This is a genomic window from Pontibacter sp. T17, assembly GCF_057219875.1.
This window is the reverse complement of the sequence record NZ_JBXVVW010000001.1, coordinates 1,097,450-1,113,538: the sequence shown is the minus strand read 5'-3', so window position 1 is coordinate 1,113,538 and position 16,089 is coordinate 1,097,450. Positions and strand designations below refer to the sequence as shown.

Here is a 16,089-nt window from a genome sequence, read left to right as displayed (position 1 = left end):
CAATCTACAGCGATTGCATATAAAAAAGGTTAATCGCTATTCTGTCGGTTGTGCACCTGTAAAACCGCGCCCCAGCACCCGTACTCCCAGCGCCAGTGCGCAAAACATTACCACGGCGGCCAGCAGAAACGCAGCCCCCGGTACTACGGGCCGCCCGTTCCCCGCCGTATACCAGGCGAAAGTCTGGGTATACATCAATGGTCCCACAAACGCGGCGATGCTCAGCACGCCCGTCAGCGCCCCCTGCAGCAGCCCCTGCTCGCGCTCATCTACGCGGGTCGTCATCATGGCCTGCAATGCGGGTGTGGCAACGCCTCCCAGCGCATAAGGAGCCATAAAGATCAACAGCAGCCAGCCATAAGGCACCACGGCATTGGCCACCAGTGTCAGCATCATCAGCACCAGACCCCAGAGCAGCGCCCGCCGCTCGCCGAACATTCCAATGATTCTGCGTGTGAGAAAACCCTGCACCAGACCTATCAGCAGCCCGATACACGCCAGCGACAGGCCGTTGTCCAACTCAGACCATTGAAACCGCTTTTCTGTAAACAGCACCCACGTACTGGGCATCACCTGCCCCGACAGGTTGATGAGTGCAAACACCCCCACCAGTCCAAGAATGGCTGGAAAACGGCTCAATTTCAGAAAAGCCCCGAGCGGATTACACTCGCGCAGGTCAATGGGCCGCCGCTTTTCTTTTGCCAGTGATTCTGGCAGCACCAGCAGGCCATATAGTGTGTTCACCAGCGCCAGACAGGCCGCTGCATAGAACGGTGCCCGCAGCCCAAGTTGGCCCAGCAGCCCCCCCAGCGCAGGACCCAGGATGAATCCCACCCCAAACGCCGCACTCACCAGTCCGAAAGAGGCCGCCCGGTTCTCGGGAGTGCTCACATCGGCCACATATGCCTGGGCCGTCGTGAAGCTGGCCCCACAGATGCCCGCGATGATACGCCCCACCGCAAACCACCACAGGTCGGGCGCAACGGCCAGCAGCAGGTAGTCCAACCCCTGGCCCAACAGACTCACCAGCAGCACCGGTCGCCGCCCATAGCGGTCAGACAGCGCACCCAGCAGCGGCGAGAACAGAAAAATCATCAGCGCGTACAGCGCTATCAGATACCCGTACATCCGGCTGGCTTCCTCGCCACCCAAACCCGAGGTAAACTGTGCCACCAGCTTCGGCAGAACCGGAATAATGAGGCCTACCCCCATGGCCTCCAGCAATATCGTGATGAAGATGAACGCCATGCTGGCGTTTCTTGACTTGGACATCCCCAATATTAGCGACTTCCCCGCCATGCGCTGGACGCAGTTTCAGCCAGACCTCCATACTTTAACACTTTCTGCAAATCCCTCTGAACAGCGTGCCCGCTTTCTTGCTTTCTTCACTCCATGAAGCGCTTCTCTGCTCTCCTGTTCGCAGCCGTCCTGCCGCTGGCCCTTCTGGCACAGACGCCCTCCAACGACATCATGCGCGGGCGCGGGCCTTTCACCGCAGCCGACACACTGCGGGGCGCCCTCAGCCATGCACGCACCACCTTCGACGTTCTCCACTACGATCTTCACCTCACTTTCAACCTCGCCCAGCAGAGCATCAGCGGCCACAATGACATCACCTTCCGCTGGACAGGCACCAACCCTGAAATCCAGATCGACCTCTTCGCTCGCTACACCGTCGACGCCATCACCGATGCCAAAGGCAAACCACTCAAATGGCGCCGCTTTGGCAATGCCCTCTTCATTACTCTGAAGCCCCACCCCGGCAAAACCGAACGTATCCGCATTGCCTACCGCGGCATTCCCCAAGTGGCCCGTAACGCCCCCTGGGATGGCGGCTTTGTTTGGAAGAAAAGCCCAGACGGCACCCCTTGGGTAGGCGTAGCCTGCGAAGGCCTTGGTGCCAGTGCATGGTGGCCTCTTAAAGACCACCTCTCCGACGAACCCGACAGCGTCAGCCTACACTACACCATACCGGCATCCCTCTCGGCCATTGGCAACGGTCAGCCGCGGGGTAAAACCACCAATGCCGATGGCACCACCACCTGGCACTGGGCCGTCACCTATCCCATCAATTCCTACAACGTCACGGTCAACATTGGCAACTACGCCTTTCTCTCCGACTCAGTCGTCTATTCCGATGGCTCTGTATTGCCCGTCCGTTACTTCCCCCTCAAGGTCAACGAAGCCCGTGCCCGTGCCCACTTCCACAAAGAAGTGCCACCCATGATGGCCTGCTATGAGAAGTGGGTAGGTAAATATCCCTTCTTCCGCGATGGCTATACCCTCGTAGAAACCCCCTACTGGGGTATGGAACACCAGGGAGCCGTGGCCTATGGAAACGGATATGGCACTGACCCCCAGAACTACGACAATGGCTGGGATTTCATCATCGTCCATGAAACCGGCCATGAGTGGTTCGGAAACAACATCTCCATGGCGGATCACGGCGACATGTGGATCCACGAATCCTTTACCACTTACCTCGAAATGCTGTATGAGGAGTGCCTCAATGGCTACGACTCCTCCGTTAAATACCTGCTGCGCCGCCGCCGAATGATTCTCAACGACGATGCCATACAGGGTCCCAGCAACGTCAATTTCAACAATTGGGAAGGTGCTGACATGTACTACAAAGGCGCCTGGATGCTACACACCCTTCGCAACCACCTGAAGGACGAAGCCCGTTGGAGCACTCTCTTCCTCGAAATGAACAAACGCTTTGGCCTTCGACAGACCAACACCACCGAGGTGGTAGACTTCATCAGCCAGCACTTCGGCCAAAACCTCCGCCCCTTCTTCAACACCTACCTCAACTACAGCCTGCCTCCTGCACTTGTACTCTCCAATGTCCGCAACACGGGCCCTGGCACCTATGAAGCAACCCTTCACTGGGACACGCCTGAGCCCGACTTCGAGCTCAACATTGACCTCCTCATCGGCGAAGACCGCTTCCGCCGCCTGATCACCCGCACACCCACCGTTTTCTCCTTCAAGGTGAACCCCAGTGGTCTGCGGCCCGACCCCTCTTCCACCTACGTTCGCTTCCGCGACGATTCGGGCTCCAACAAATAATGTCTAACTTCCAGCATATCAGCACATCTACGGAGGCCGCATGGACACCCTGAACGTACAGCACATCCCGGTAGAACGCACCGCACGCTACTATACCCTCGGCCGTGTTTCCGAGGAGCTGGAGGAAATCTGGTTCGTCCTGCATGGCTATGGCCAGCTGGCGCAGTATTTCATCCGCCACTTCCAGCCCATCGTCGAGTCGGGCAAGCGTCTCATCGTCGCCCCCGAGGGGCTTTCGCGCTTCTACCTTGATGGCCGCTATGAGCGCGTAGGCGCCAGCTGGATGACCCGCGAAGACCGCCACCTTGAAATCGCTGACCAAGCGACCTACCTCAACGCCGTCTATCAACGCGTGATGTTGGAACTGGCAGACCTCCGCCCCCGCGTGCAGGTCCTGGGTTTCTCGCAGGGAACCGCCACCGCCTGGCGCTGGGCCATGGCACACGACATCCCCTTCGACAACCTCATCCTCTGGGGCGGCGCCATTCCCATCGAGTACGACCACCCCGAGCGGTTCCGAGACCGTGGCCTTTTCCTCTGTGTCGGCAGCGAAGACGAGTACGTCACGCCCGAGCGCTTCGCCGAGCAGAAAGACCGCCTCGACAAAGCGGGCATCCCCCACGAAGTCCTCCGCTACACCGGCGGCCACACCATCCCCGAAGACGCCCTCAAGCACCTGGTGCACCTCCTCCGCGTCGAGGGCTCAGCCCGCGTGCTCAACCATCTCTGAGCCGCAGCCCCGCCCCCAAAACACAAACAGGCACCCCCGCGGGTGCCTGTTCTCCTTAACAGGCTTCCAACTGTTCTGTCTTACTCGGCCCGGATGCTGTCGGCCGGGTTGCTCATCCCCGCCCGCACCGACTGGTAGCCCACGCCCACCACTGCCACCAGCAGCGCCACGCCAGCTATCTCCAGCGCCTGCCGCCAGCCCGGCTCTATCCGGTACTGGAACGTCTCCAGCCAGCTCTGCATCAGGTAATACGACAGCGGCACGGCCAGCACCAGCGCCACCAGCACAATCATCACCAGTTCGCGGTTCAGCAGCAGCACAATCTGCCGCACACTGGCGCCCAGCACTTTGCGTATGCCTATCTCGCGCACCCGATTGGCGGCGTTCACGCTGGCCAACCCAAACACACCCAGCACGGCTATCAGGGTAGCCAACAGGGTAGCGCTACCCAGCAGCGCACGCCACCGCAACTGCTCTTCGTACTGGTTCTGCAGGTCCTGGTTCAGGAAACGGATGTCCAGCGGCTCGCCCGGAGCGGCAGCTTTGTACATCGCCTGCACCTGCTCCAGGCCAGCGGCCGTTTGGCCTGCTTTCAGCCGCACCAGTGCCGTGTTCAGTTGGTCCAGCCCGGTTTCCTGGTGCAGCAGCATCGGTTCTATTTTCGCCGTCAGCGACTGAAAATGGTAATCGGCCACTACCCCAACAATGGGCGACAGGCGGTCTTTGTTGCCTATCCAGTTCAGCGGGCGGCCTACTGCCTCTTCGGGGGTCCAGCCCAGCGCCTTTACCGCTGCCTCGTTCAGGATGACGCCCTGCTGGTCGGCCTGCGCAGTCGGATGGAAGTTGCGGCCAGCTATCACTTTCAGGCCCAGCGTTGGCACATAGTGGGGGTCTACTCTGTAGACCACGTGACTGATCTGCCGCCCTGGCAGCGAGTCCACCTCGGTGGCGTAACGACTCCAGCCCTGCCCAAAGGAAATGCTTGTGCCCGCAACCGCCTCCACTGCCGGATAGCGGTCCATCATGGCACGCATACGGGCCAGAGTGGGGTGTTCGTAAGCCGCTTTGTTCTCATCTACCGTCATCGTGAACTTGGGCTTGAATGACTGTAGCTCTACCACTACCACCTGATCCGCATTATAACCCAGGTCTTTGTTCAGCACGTAGTCCATCTGCTCGAAGAGAATGACGGCGCAGGAAATCAGAAACACCGACAGCGACAACTGCACCAGCACCAGCGCACGGATGCTGCCCGGCTGGACACGGCTGGTGGCCCGCCCTTTCAGAATATTGCCAGTCTTGAAGCGCGACACATACCACGCAGGGTAACCGCCCGCCAGCACCGAAACCACTACCAGCAGCCCCAGAATGGCCCCCAGCAGCCACAGGTGCTCAAACGGCCGGAACGACAGTTGCCGCCCTGCAAGTTCGTTGAAGTATGGCAGCGCAACCGATACCAGCACCAGCGACAGCAGAAGTGCACTGCCTGTCAGCACAAAGGTTTCCGAGAGAAACTGCCAGAAAACCTGGCCACGTCCGGCGCCTACTGCTACGCGGATCCCCACTTCCTTGCCCCGCGACAGCATACGGCTCAGCGCCAGCACCACGTAGTTGATGCTTGCCAGCAGCAGCACCAGAACGGCTATGCCAGCCAGCACTTTTACATATAGCGGATCGCCCGAATTGCCCCATTGCACTTCACCGTCCAGGTGCATGGCTTTCAACGATGTACCTTCATACTGAAACCGCTTCTTGGTATCAATGGGTTTCCCTTCCGCTTTGGCCCTCTCCTGTTCTGGTTTTACGATTTTCTCCTGCACTATCTGCGCCAGTTGGGTATTCAACTGCTCAAGCGTTGCCCCTTTGTGCAGCATCACAAAACAGGGCGTAGATGACCAGCTCCATTGGTCTTCCCCCTCTGCATACGACGAAGTATTGTCTATCCTGATGATGATGTCGTTGTAGCGCATATCGGTGTTGGCTGGCCGGTTTTCCACCACGCCCGCCACCACAAACTCCTTCCGAACGCCAAATAGATCCAGTACCAGCGTCTGGCCCATCGCCCCTTGCACCGTACCGAAGTACTTCTCGGCTGCGGCTTCTGTCAAAACAGCATCATACTGTGCCCGCAGCATCTGCTCGGGTTGCCCAGCCAGCATACGGAAGCTGAACATCTGAAAGAAGCTTGAGTCCGTGTACGTCACACGGCTCTTGAATGCATCTCCATTCCTCCTCACTGTAGCGCTGGAACTGCTCACGCGCGCAAACCGCTCTACGGCGGGCGCACTACGCCCCAGTTCTGGCCCGAGTGGCATCGGCTGGTACGCCGACCGCCGCGATATGCTGCCCCCTGCTGGCACTTCTATACCATTGGCTTTGCTGTTGATGTCGTCGTAGAAAAACACCCGCCCGTCTATTCGATACAACCGATCACCATACTGCTGAAAGTTCTCGTAGCTGTACTCGTGCTGCACATACAGGCACAGCAGCAGACAACACGCCATACCCAGCGCCAGGCCAGTTGCATTGATGGCCGTATACAGCCGATTGCGCCACATGCTGCGCAGCCCAACCAAAAGGTAATTCTTCCACATCGGGGTTTCGTGCTTAGAGTGAGTTGGAGCGCCTTCCCCAAAGACCCTGCCAATGTCCAATTTCTACCTTCTTGCTACCGCTGAGATACTCTCCACTCCGGCATACTGTCCGCATCCGTACAGCGTCTGTTCGCCGCCGAACATAAACAGTCCAACACAATGTGTATCAACACTTACACCTGATTAACCAAATGATGACCATCCGCCTCAACCATAAATTTTGCAGAAAAGAATCCAGACTTTATGTTCGCACTCTGTTTTCATCCTATCATGAAAAAACCATATTCTTTACTGATCCTGTTGGCTTTTGCCATTATCGTTTCCTGTTCCAAAACAGAAGACACCCCAGCGCCTGTTGCCAATAAAAACATTGTTCCCTCAGAAGGTACCGCCAACAGCTATGCAATGCTGAAGAGCGCCAACCTGGCGGCGACACTTGCGGGCAACACCGTGCAAATCGGCAGTGCTTCTGCAACCGTTTTGGAAAAGCGTAACGACACGCTCATTTTCCGCCTACCGCCAAGCATTGCCAAAGGCTCTTACAATGTGGTGCTTACGGCCAATGGTCAGAACTATACCATTGGCACATACAACGTTAAAGAATGGGTTGGCGTCCGGCTGTCTGGCACGGTCAACACCAGCGGCTTTAACAATGGCGCTACCGCTACCGCTACTTTCGCACAGCCCTCAGCCATGGTGCTCTCTGGCTCCAATCTTTACATAATTGAGGCAGACAACCACGCCATACGTCGTATCGACCTCAATGCCAATACTGTTTCCACCATCGCAGGCAATGGCAACCCTGGCACCGGCACCACTACCTCTGGCGCCTGTTTCGATACCCCCTTCTTCCTTGCAATGGACGGTGCAGGCAACCTCATCGGTACCAGCTATGATACGGGCCGCATTCTGCGCCTTGCTCCGGGAGCCACTACGGCAACGCAGGTCGCCACGGTTACCAATCCAACACCCGTAGCAGTAGCTGGAAACGGCGATTACTTTGTGGGTGAATACGGCTCAGGCATCATCCATCGCATCACCCCTGCGGGCTCAGTAAGCACTTACGCAGGCACCACCAACACCGCTAACAGTGGCCCCAAGGCAGATGTCCGCTTCCCTGATATCTGGGGAATGCTCAACCTGGGTGGCGATACCCTGCTCATCAGCGACCGGGGCCGTCGTCAAATCCGCGTCATCGAAGGCAGCAATGTTCGGCTCGTGGCGGGTACCGGCTCGTCGGGCAGCATTGACGGCAAATTCCAGGATGCAACTTTCTCCGAACCTGGCCAGCTTGTAGCCGATGCCAATCGCCTGGTGTATCTGGTAGACCAAGGCAACAACACCCTGCGCATTCTCTATCCTTTCGGATACGTATATACTGTGCCCACCACTGGCCTCGATGGCCCCATTGGTGTAGCAGCCTCATCCGATGGCCGCACCCTCTATGTTGCGAATACCCAGGCGCACACCATCCTGAAGTACACCCTGGAATAACCCTCCCAGCTTCATGAATTTTCACAGCGCCTCGCCCACCAGCGGGGCGCTGGCGTTTCTGGCAGCCCTTTTCGCATCTTGCACTATGTCCCTCAAAGCCGCCATCGCCCGCTGGCTCGCCGCGCGCCGCCACCGTCATATTCACCGCCTGGCCGCCGACCCGCGCACCCACCAGATGGCACTGCTGCGACAGCTCCTCTCCACCGCCCGCAGTACAGCTTTTGGCACCGAGCATCATTTCGCATGCGGACGCCACAATACCCTCACCTGGCCCACTTGACAAGTCCTACAGATAGTACAAACCGGATATCCGGTTTACCTCGTCCAGCAGCCTGAGAATCCCGGTTGGTTGCACCAACTGGGCATCTCGTTTAACCAACTATAAGTACAAGCACGAAGATTTTAATTTACTAAATCAGATTTTTTTTCTTCTTTGTGTTTCCACATCAACTACCAACATGAAAAGGCCATACTACTTGATACTGTTCTTGGCTATTGCAAGTAGCATCTCCTGTTCCAAGCCAGAGGAGGCGCCTGCGCCTTCGAACAACAAAGTTTTCCCCACGGAAGGCGCTGCGGGTAGCTACGCCATGCTGAAGAGCAGCAGTCTTGCATCGGCCCTTGCCGACAACATCATACAACTTGGCCCCTACGACGTCACGGAACTCGAAAAGCGCAACGATACCCTCATATTCCAGTTGCCAGCCGATATTCCCAAAACCAACCTTCAAGTAAAACTCACCGCAAATGGCAAAACCACCATTATGGGAATGTTTGCAGTGAAAACCTGGAGCAGCATGCCTATTTCTGGCGGCGCTGAGTGTAGAGGCTTTACCAATGGCCCCCTTCACCTTGCCAAGTACAACACCCCTTCCGGCCTTGTACTGTCGGGCAGTAACCTTTTCGTAATCGAAGCTGCCAATCACGCCATACGCCGCATCGACCTCAATGCTGGCACTGTCTATACAGTGGCCGGTAATGGCACCAGAGGCACCAGCAACACCGTGTCAGAAGCCTGCCTCAACGATTCCTACTTCCTCACAGCCGATGCCAGCGGCAATCTCATCGCATCCAGTTCAGGGGGTGCACGGCTTGTGCGGCTCAGCATGGGGGCAACAACGGTTACTGGGTTAACCGGCGTTAACACCCCTTCGGCTGTGGCCATAGCATCCAATGGCGATTACCTTGTAGGCGAATACACCTCTGGCATCATTCGTCGCGTCACACCTACTGGTGAGGTGTCGGTGTTTGCAGGCACCAACGACATCGCAGGCGCAGGCAGCAAAGACAACGTGCGCTTCCCCAAAATCTGGGGGATGCTCAACCTGGGAGGCGACACCCTGCTGATCAGCGACCGGGGCCGACATCAGATCCGTATCATCGAAGGCAATAACGTACGGCTGCTAGCGGGCACTGGCACCTACGGCAGCACCGATGGCAAATTCCAGGAGGCAAGTTTTGGCTCCCCATCTCAGCTGGCGGTCGATGCCAATCGCTTGGTATACCTCGTTGATCAGGCGAACAACACCCTGCGGATTCTGTATCCCTTCGGGTATGTGTATACCATCCCCACTACCGGCCTCGATGGCCCAATTGGAGTGGCTAGCAGCCCAGATGGCCGCACGCTTTACGTCGCCAGTTCACAAAACACTACCCTGTTTAAATATACCCTCCAGTAACAGCCACCACCCCCATACGCCCAGCGCCCCGCCCACCAGCGGGGCGCTGGCGTTTCTGGCAGCCCTTTTCGCATCTTGCACTATGTCCCTCAAAGCCGCCATCGCCCGCTGGCTCGCCGCGCGCCGCCACCGTCATATTCACCGCCTGGCCGCCGACCCGCGCACCCACCAGATGGCACTGCTGCGACAGCTTCTCTCCACCGCCCGCAGTACAGCTTTTGGCACCGAGCACCGCTTCGCAGATGTCCTCACTGCCCCTGACCTCCTTGCGGCATGGCAGCAGGCCGTCCCCGTCCGCGACTACGAGGCCCTGCGCCCCTGGGCCGAACGGGCCGCCGCTGGCAACCCCGATGTTCTCTGGCCGGGCAAACCCCTCTACCTCGCCATGACCAGCGGCACCACCAGCGGCAAGAAGTACATCCCCCTCACACGGCCTTCCATGCAGTGTCAGGTAAAGGGTGCTAAGGATGCCCTGCTCCTCTACATCCATCGCACCGGCGATGCCTCCTTCCTTGACGGCAAGATGATGTTCCTTTCCGGCAGCCCCGCCCTCGAAACCAACGAGGCTGGCATGGCCGTCGGGCGCCTCTCGGGCATCTCGCAGCACTTCGTCCCAGCCTACCTCCAGCGCAACCGCGTGCCTACCTATGCCACCAACTGCATCGAAGACTGGGAGCAGAAGGTGCAGGCAATCGTACAGGAAACCGCCACCCAGGATCTCCGCCTCATCTCCGGCATACCGCCGTGGGTGCGCATGTTCTTCGAGGCCGCTACCGCCGCCACTGGCAAAACCCCGGCCCAGCTCTGGCCCAACCTCAAGGTATACGTCGAAGGCGGCGTAGACTATGGCCCTTACCGCACCGCTATGGAACAGGCAATGGGCCGCAAGCCTGAGATAGTGGAGGTCTTCCCCGCCAGCGAGGGCTTTATCGCAGTACAGGATGGCGCATTTGGAGAGGGCCTGCTCGTGGGCCTGGACTATGGCATCTTCTTCGAGTTCATCCCGCTGGAAGAATACGGCCGGCCCAATGCCCGCCGCCTGCCCCTGTGGGAGGTACAGCTGAACCAGCAGTATGTGCTCGTGCTCAGCAGCAATGCCGGCCTCTGGGCCTACGACATAGGCGACACCGTCCGTTTCGTCTCCACCAACCCCCACCGCCTCAAGGTCACTGGCCGCGCCAAGCACTTTCTTTCTGCCTTTGGCGAACACGTGATTGAAGAAGAGGTCAACGCCGTGCTCAACCGCACCTGCGCGGCCTACGACGCTCAGGCGGCCGAGTGCACTGTGGCTCCTTTCATTCCCACCGAGCCCGGACAGGCTGGTTACCACGAGTGGTTCATCGAGTTTGACACCCCACCCACCGACCTGCCTGGTTTCGCCCACTACCTCGACGCCGAGATGTGCCTCAAAAACGCCTACTACGACGACCTCCGTGCCGGCGGCATGCTCCTGCCTGCCTGCATCACCGTGCTGAAGCCAGGTGCATCACGGGCCTACATGGAGAGCATTGGCAAGCTTGGCGGCCAGAACAAGTTCCCCCGCCTCAAGAACGACCGCTCCACCGCCGACGCCCTCGCGCCCTGGGTCGCCTCCTGATGGTCAGTTTCCCGTAAACGAAAACAGGCAGCCTCATTCAGGCTACCTGTGCTGTTATATCAAACGCGGCAAGAGTTACTTCACCGTGCGCACTTCCTGTACTTCCGGCACCGACTTCAGTATGGCCTGCTCAATGCCCGCCTTCATGGTCATCACGCTCATGGAACAACTGGAGCAGGCGCCCAGCAGCTCCAATTCTACTACGTTGCTGTCGCTGATGCCATGCACACGCACATCGCCACCGTCGGTCCGCAGATACTCTCGGATGGTTTCCAAGGCAGCCTCTACGCGGGGGTAAAGCGGGTGCAGACGGGTAGTTTCGGTTACCGTGATATCCATAGTCTAAATATAAACAATTGCAGAACGCAGGGGTTCCCTGTTTCGTACAATCAAGCCTGGGGCGCTGGCCTAGGCGTAGCGTTGAGAATGCTTACCTGCTGTGCGACTGCACCCGCCAGCGCTGCAAATGCCTGTCCCTGAATGGCTTTCTGGTCCATAGCAGCGGGCTCGCCCAAGTCGCTGCCTTCGCGCAGGGCTTCCACTATGGGCAGCTGGCCCAGAAAGGGCAGGCCAAACTCCTCGGCCATGCGCTGACCACCGCCCTGTCCAAACAGGTAATACTTGCGCTCGGGCAGGTCGGGCGGCGTGAAATACGCCATGTTCTCTACTACGCCCAGCACCGGCACGTTGATATTGGGTGCCAGGAACATGCCTACGGCTTTGCGGGCATCGGCAACGGCCACCTGCTGAGGCGTGGTCACCACCACAGCGCCCGTCAGCGGAAACTGCTGGGCCAGGGTAATGTGTATGTCGCCCGTGCCGGGTGGCAGGTCCACGATCAGGTAGTCCAGTTCGCCCCAGTCGGTATCGGCGGCCAGTTGTCGGAAGGCGTTGCTGGCCATAGGTCCGCGCCACACAATGCTTTTATCAGCCTCTATCATGAAGCCGATGCTCATCAGTTTGATGCCATGACGCACCAGCGGTTCCATCAGCTGTTTGCCGTTCACTTCATGCACGTAAGGCTGTTCGTCCACCAGGCCAAAGAGGGTCGGAACGCTGGGGCCATAGATGTCGGCATCCAGCAGGCCTACACGGCTGCCGCTCAGGGCCAATGCTACTGCCAGGTTCGCCGCAACGGTACTTTTGCCCACACCGCCCTTTCCACTTGCTACGGCCACAATGTTGCGTACGCCGGGCAGTGCACCGCCCTGTGGTGCCGTGCTGGCCGTAACGTTGGCGGTCATGTTCACTTCCACCTCAGCCTCAGGGCTCACCAGCGTCTTAATGGCTACGATGCAGGCGTTGCGGATGGCGTCTTTCAGCGGACAGGCAGGGGTAGTCAGCACCACGGTAAACTTCACCTGTCGGCCCTGTATTTCCAGGTCGCGCACCATGCCCAGCGTTACCAGATCCTTCTTCAGATCTGGCTCTTCCACCTGCCGCAGGGCGTCTATTACCTGTTCGCGTGTAATGTTCATCTTGTATCCAGAAACGGCCTCTCAAGCTCGAAAGTTGCGCCAGCGGGCGTCTTCCTCACTTTATCGCACAGGGTATACTATGCCTTTGTCCATACGGGCCTTTACAGGAGTGGGAATCCAGTCGCCCTTACGTGCGTTCAGGCCATTGGCATCCCAATACCCCACGGCGGCTACGCCGCCACCCACCTCTACGGTATCGTAGCTGCTGCTAGCCCCAGGCCCATGCTCCACCGCTGCGATGCGTACTCTTGCTGCACGGAGGGGGCTGCCGGCCGATCCGCGCTGCCGGTCGGCGTAGCCATTCAGGGCGGCAGGGCCCGCACTTTCCGCGGCACCCAAGCCTGCAATCACTGGCACCCCCATCAGATCGAAGAGCAGTTCGGTGTCAGCATCCAAGCCATTCAGGTCAGCGAAGAATGCCTTCAGGGTAGGCAGCGTTTGGGCTTTCATGCGGCTGAACACCCAGCGGTTACCGAGTCCCCGACGGAATTTCTGCCAATCGGTGGGGACAGCGCCCGTGCCTTCCACCTGCTGCGCCAGCTCCCATGCACGGCGAAACTGTCCCCTGCGCAGAAAGCCGCCCTGGACAAACCGCTGCTGTACGCGTCGGGCTACGAATCGCAGAATGCTGGGCACGGCCACCACCCATGTAGGCTTGTACTGCTTGATGGCCGGCATCAGTGCCATCAGGTTGTGCACCTGTACCGCCTGAAGGCCGCGAGTCAGCGGAAAGTAATAGCCCCCCAGCCGCCCCAACACCGTTGCTGGCGACAGCGGGTTCATCAGAATATCCTTCTCGGTAATCTCAGGCAGACGCTGCCGAATACCCTCAATGGCCGCAGCAAAATTTCCATGCGTTAGCACAACACCTTTCAGGCCCTCCAGCGAAGCATCGCGGTCATATACGATGGTGCTGGGAATGTCCAGTGTCACTGCTTCTTTAGATTCTTTGATGTCCTGAGCCTGTTCGCGCCAGTACACTTTGCCAAAGTCTACCGCGTTCTGCAGCATGGTCACGCGGTCTATCTCGGTAAGTTCCTCGCCCCGTTTGATATGACAGATCATCTCAACGCCATAGTCGGCTACATGGGCATCCAAAATGCCGCGGTGCTGCTCGTACAGGCCATAAGACGAAATGAGTACAAAACGGGGATTCGTCTGCCGCAGAATCTCTACCAGATGTGCCGCACTGTAGTCGGGAGATACCGTCACATTAATGGCGCCACAGAACTGGACTGCAAGGTCCATACTCAGGTACAGGCCGCCATTGGTACTCAGCAGCAGCACGCGATCACCCAGTTGCAGACCCTTGCTTCGCATATATGCGGCCAAGCAGTGGCTTTGGGCATTCACTTCCCGAAACGTCTGGGCTTCGGCGCCTGCACTGGCCCATTGCACAATGGCCTCGGGTCCGCGGCGGCGAAACAGCGCATCCCACACGGCGGGCAGGGCCAACGCCTGGTCGCGGCTGTCAGTGTTCATAGAAAAGAATCGAAGTAGAGAGAGGAAGATCGCTTGTGCCTCAGCCAGCAACACGTACTTTGCACCCGGCTTGGCATACCTGCAAAGCTAGTAATTTTGCCCCGATGGAGCCTACGCCCAGCCCGTTGCAACCCCACCCACACCCACATCAAGAGCCTGCCGGTGCGGCCTCCACACCACCCGCCCGCGACCGCTACTGGCTGCACATTCTCCTGGCACTGCTGGCCTTCCTCACCACCAGTCTTGCTGGCACAGAGCACGTCACCAACCGCTCCTGGTTTCAGCCAACGGCCGACGGAATGCCGCCGCTCGAATGGGCCGACATCGTCCTGGGCCTCCCGTATGCCTGCGCCTTTATGGCCTTTCTACTCACACATGAGTTTGGCCACTATTTCACTGCACGCTTTCACCGAGTGAAAGCCAGCCTGCCCTACGCCATCCCATTCTTTTTCCCCAATCTCATACCTGGTTTATCACTGGGGCTGTTCAACATTGGCAGCATGGGGGCCGTCATCCGGGTTCGCCAGACACCGCCCTCGCGCCGCATCTTCTTCGACATTGGCGTGGCAGGCCCGCTGGCTGGGTTTGTCATCTCCCTGCTGCTGCTCACCTGGGGCTTTACCCATCTGCCCCCGCGGGAGTATCTCTACCAGATGAACCCCCGCTACCAAACCGACTTCGGCCACGTCCCCACCGAGCAGGAAATCCTCGACACCTATGGCCGCGACAGCGTTGGCCAACCCAATACCGCCTTTCTAACTGTGGGCAACAACGCCCTCTTCTGGGCTTTTGAACACTGGGTAGCCGATCCCGAGCGTGTGCCCGGCCACCTTGAGCTCATTCATTACCCCTGGCTCTTCGCTGGCTTTCTAACCCTCTTCTTCACCGCCATGAACCTCCTGCCCATCGGGCAGCTTGACGGTGGACACGTTATATACGGCCTCTTTGGAGCCAAACGCGCCTGGTGGGTATCGCGCTTCACGGTGCTGATACTCCTCTTCTATGGCGGACTGGGCATGGTCAATGTCTCCAACATCTACGCCCTCATGTCTTCAGGTCTGTACGCAGCTTTCCTCTTCTGGATTCTTACCCGCGTACTGCAAACCTACCGCCTGCTTCCCATACTTCTTACCGGACTGGGTATCATGGGCCTGCAAGTGCTGTTGAGCCTGCTGTCAGGCACGCAGGAACCCTATCCGCTGTGGCTCTTCTACGCCTTTCTCGCCGTACGCGTCATTGGCCTGGCGCATCCTGTCACTGCCGATGAACGGCCCCTTACCTCCCGTCAGAAAGTGCTCGGCTGGCTGGCCATACTTATCTTCCTGCTCAGTTTCACGCCCCGCCCACTCGATTTCATCTCGGCCGAGCCGCTGGACCCCAAGTCCACCTTCACCCTCCGCTGAAACCTCACATGGCTACCCTTCCCGACACCTTCGAGGCTTGGCTCCTCCTGAAGAAAGTGAATGCCGAAGCCTTTGCCAGTGCCCAACCAGCACTGTATGCCCGATATCAGGACTACTTCCGGCAAATGGGGCCTGTCTCCTTCGACCACTCCCACAAGTTCCTCATCAACGACTGGCGACTGTCCTGGCCCCTCAGAGCCTGAGGTTCTTTACGACAGAGGCAGCTCTTCCACCACCGACGACCCCTCGCTGCCATCTCCGCTGGTCCAGCGCCATTGCTCGTGCAGCCGCAGGCGTCCGTCGGGCAACACTTCCGGAACGCTCTGGCAAATGCCTGTGCGCAGTTCACCTGTTATGGTCACGTGGTGGTAGCGCATGTCCAAGCGGCCCTCTGCATCAGCCGTGCATATCAGGTGGCCCCGCAGCACTTCGCCGCCAGTGTACTCGGCCCATACCACATTGCCTTGCTGGTGGTAATGAAACCGAGTTTCGCCACTCACCTGCCCGTTGGCGGTGTTCTCCACGCCGGCAAACACCCGGCCGTCATAGCTGATGGGCAT

14 protein-coding genes are annotated in these 16,089 nt (G+C 58.7%); 8 read left to right on the top strand and 6 right to left on the bottom strand.

Annotated features, from left to right (window positions below; translation table 11 throughout):
• Positions 1-36: 36 nt before the first annotated feature.
• Positions 37-1,272 carry a TCR/Tet family MFS transporter gene (locus tag AC2D8O_RS04995; protein WP_484677695.1) on the bottom strand — a complete coding sequence of 412 codons (1,236 nt, stop codon included), beginning with the start codon at positions 1,270-1,272 and terminating at the stop codon, positions 37-39.
• A 120-nt stretch (positions 1,273-1,392) separates the two neighbouring features.
• Here AC2D8O_RS04995 and AC2D8O_RS04990 point away from each other — a divergent pair, with 120 nt between their 5' ends.
• Together AC2D8O_RS04990 and AC2D8O_RS04985 are read left to right on the top strand one after the other, a co-directional pair.
• A complete protein-coding gene (locus tag AC2D8O_RS04990; protein ID WP_484677694.1) occupies positions 1,393-3,072 on the top strand; it encodes a M1 family metallopeptidase in 1,680 nt (559 codons plus the stop codon).
• Positions 3,073-3,112: 40 nt separating this feature from the next.
• Positions 3,113-3,802 carry an alpha/beta hydrolase gene (locus AC2D8O_RS04985; protein ID WP_484677693.1) on the top strand — a complete coding sequence of 230 codons (690 nt, stop codon included), beginning with the start codon at positions 3,113-3,115 and terminating at the stop codon, positions 3,800-3,802.
• A gap of 80 nt (positions 3,803-3,882) precedes the next feature.
• Here the strand turns inward: AC2D8O_RS04985 and AC2D8O_RS04980 are convergent, their stop codons facing one another.
• Positions 3,883-6,396 (bottom strand): ABC transporter permease, encoded by a 2,514-nt coding sequence (locus AC2D8O_RS04980; RefSeq protein ID WP_484677692.1) that lies wholly within the window; start codon positions 6,394-6,396, stop codon positions 3,883-3,885.
• Positions 6,397-6,666: 270 nt separating this feature from the next.
• Between AC2D8O_RS04980 and AC2D8O_RS04975 the strand changes: the two genes are divergently transcribed.
• The 4 genes from AC2D8O_RS04975 (at position 6,667) to AC2D8O_RS04960 (ending at position 11,166) form a co-directional block, all read left to right on the top strand.
• Positions 6,667-7,890 carry an IPT/TIG domain-containing protein gene (locus AC2D8O_RS04975; RefSeq protein WP_484677691.1) on the top strand — a complete coding sequence of 408 codons (1,224 nt, stop codon included), beginning with the start codon at positions 6,667-6,669 and terminating at the stop codon, positions 7,888-7,890.
• 85 nt (positions 7,891-7,975) lie between these two features.
• A complete protein-coding gene (locus AC2D8O_RS04970; protein ID WP_484677690.1) occupies positions 7,976-8,170 on the top strand; it encodes a hypothetical protein in 195 nt (64 codons plus the stop codon).
• 208 nt (positions 8,171-8,378) lie between these two features.
• Complete coding sequence (locus AC2D8O_RS04965) at positions 8,379-9,569, top strand: NHL repeat-containing protein (protein ID WP_484677689.1); 1,191 nt, start codon at positions 8,379-8,381, stop codon at positions 9,567-9,569.
• Between the two features lie 82 nt (positions 9,570-9,651).
• Positions 9,652-11,166 carry a GH3 family acyl-acid amido synthetase gene (locus AC2D8O_RS04960; RefSeq protein ID WP_484677688.1) on the top strand — a complete coding sequence of 505 codons (1,515 nt, stop codon included), beginning with the start codon at positions 9,652-9,654 and terminating at the stop codon, positions 11,164-11,166.
• A 75-nt stretch (positions 11,167-11,241) separates the two neighbouring features.
• Here the strand turns inward: AC2D8O_RS04960 and AC2D8O_RS04955 are convergent, their stop codons facing one another.
• The 3 genes from AC2D8O_RS04955 to AC2D8O_RS04945 are packed head-to-tail and all read right to left on the bottom strand — an operon-like array spanning position 11,242 to position 14,126.
• Positions 11,242-11,505 carry a NifU family protein gene (locus AC2D8O_RS04955; RefSeq protein ID WP_484677687.1) on the bottom strand — a complete coding sequence of 88 codons (264 nt, stop codon included), beginning with the start codon at positions 11,503-11,505 and terminating at the stop codon, positions 11,242-11,244.
• 50 nt (positions 11,506-11,555) lie between these two features.
• Complete coding sequence (locus AC2D8O_RS04950; RefSeq protein WP_484677686.1) at positions 11,556-12,644, bottom strand: Mrp/NBP35 family ATP-binding protein; 1,089 nt, start codon at positions 12,642-12,644, stop codon at positions 11,556-11,558.
• 60 nt (positions 12,645-12,704) lie between these two features.
• Positions 12,705-14,126, bottom strand: coding sequence for an AMP-binding protein (locus AC2D8O_RS04945; RefSeq protein ID WP_484677685.1), 1,422 nt, complete (start codon positions 14,124-14,126; stop codon positions 12,705-12,707).
• Positions 14,127-14,230: 104 nt separating this feature from the next.
• On the opposite strand from AC2D8O_RS04945, the gene AC2D8O_RS04940 reads away from it, so the two are divergent.
• Together AC2D8O_RS04940 and AC2D8O_RS04935 are read left to right on the top strand one after the other, a co-directional pair.
• Positions 14,231-15,529 carry a site-2 protease family protein gene (locus tag AC2D8O_RS04940; RefSeq protein ID WP_484677684.1) on the top strand — a complete coding sequence of 433 codons (1,299 nt, stop codon included), beginning with the start codon at positions 14,231-14,233 and terminating at the stop codon, positions 15,527-15,529.
• Positions 15,530-15,537: 8 nt separating this feature from the next.
• Complete coding sequence (locus tag AC2D8O_RS04935) at positions 15,538-15,732, top strand: hypothetical protein (protein ID WP_484677683.1); 195 nt, start codon at positions 15,538-15,540, stop codon at positions 15,730-15,732.
• A 6-nt stretch (positions 15,733-15,738) separates the two neighbouring features.
• Here the strand turns inward: AC2D8O_RS04935 and AC2D8O_RS04930 are convergent, their stop codons facing one another.
• Positions 15,739-16,089 (bottom strand): avidin-fold protein, encoded by a 351-nt coding sequence (locus tag AC2D8O_RS04930; protein ID WP_484677682.1) that lies wholly within the window; start codon positions 16,087-16,089, stop codon positions 15,739-15,741.

Excerpts from the sequence above, each read along its gene's own strand:
- AC2D8O_RS04935 (WP_484677683.1), top strand. The coding sequence starts at position 15,538 with ATGGCTACCCTTCCCGACACCTTCGAGGCTTGGCTCCTCCTGAAGAAA.
- AC2D8O_RS04970 (WP_484677690.1), top strand. The coding sequence starts at position 7,976 with ATGTCCCTCAAAGCCGCCATCGCCCGCTGGCTCGCCGCGCGCCGCCAC.
- AC2D8O_RS04960 (WP_484677688.1), top strand. The coding sequence starts at position 9,652 with ATGTCCCTCAAAGCCGCCATCGCCCGCTGGCTCGCCGCGCGCCGCCAC.
- AC2D8O_RS04940 (WP_484677684.1), top strand. The coding sequence starts at position 14,231 with ATGGAGCCTACGCCCAGCCCGTTGCAACCCCACCCACACCCACATCAA.
- AC2D8O_RS04930 (WP_484677682.1), bottom strand. The coding sequence starts at position 16,089 with ATGCCCATCAGCTATGACGGCCGGGTGTTTGCCGGCGTGGAGAACACC.
- AC2D8O_RS04950 (WP_484677686.1), bottom strand. The coding sequence starts at position 12,644 with ATGAACATTACACGCGAACAGGTAATAGACGCCCTGCGGCAGGTGGAA.
- AC2D8O_RS04990 (WP_484677694.1), top strand. The coding sequence starts at position 1,393 with ATGAAGCGCTTCTCTGCTCTCCTGTTCGCAGCCGTCCTGCCGCTGGCC.
- AC2D8O_RS04980 (WP_484677692.1), bottom strand. The coding sequence starts at position 6,396 with ATGTGGAAGAATTACCTTTTGGTTGGGCTGCGCAGCATGTGGCGCAAT.
- AC2D8O_RS04945 (WP_484677685.1), bottom strand. The coding sequence starts at position 14,126 with ATGAACACTGACAGCCGCGACCAGGCGTTGGCCCTGCCCGCCGTGTGG.
- AC2D8O_RS04985 (WP_484677693.1), top strand. The coding sequence starts at position 3,113 with ATGGACACCCTGAACGTACAGCACATCCCGGTAGAACGCACCGCACGC.
- AC2D8O_RS04995 (WP_484677695.1), bottom strand. The coding sequence starts at position 1,272 with ATGTCCAAGTCAAGAAACGCCAGCATGGCGTTCATCTTCATCACGATA.
- AC2D8O_RS04955 (WP_484677687.1), bottom strand. The coding sequence starts at position 11,505 with ATGGATATCACGGTAACCGAAACTACCCGTCTGCACCCGCTTTACCCC.
- AC2D8O_RS04975 (WP_484677691.1), top strand. The coding sequence starts at position 6,667 with ATGAAAAAACCATATTCTTTACTGATCCTGTTGGCTTTTGCCATTATC.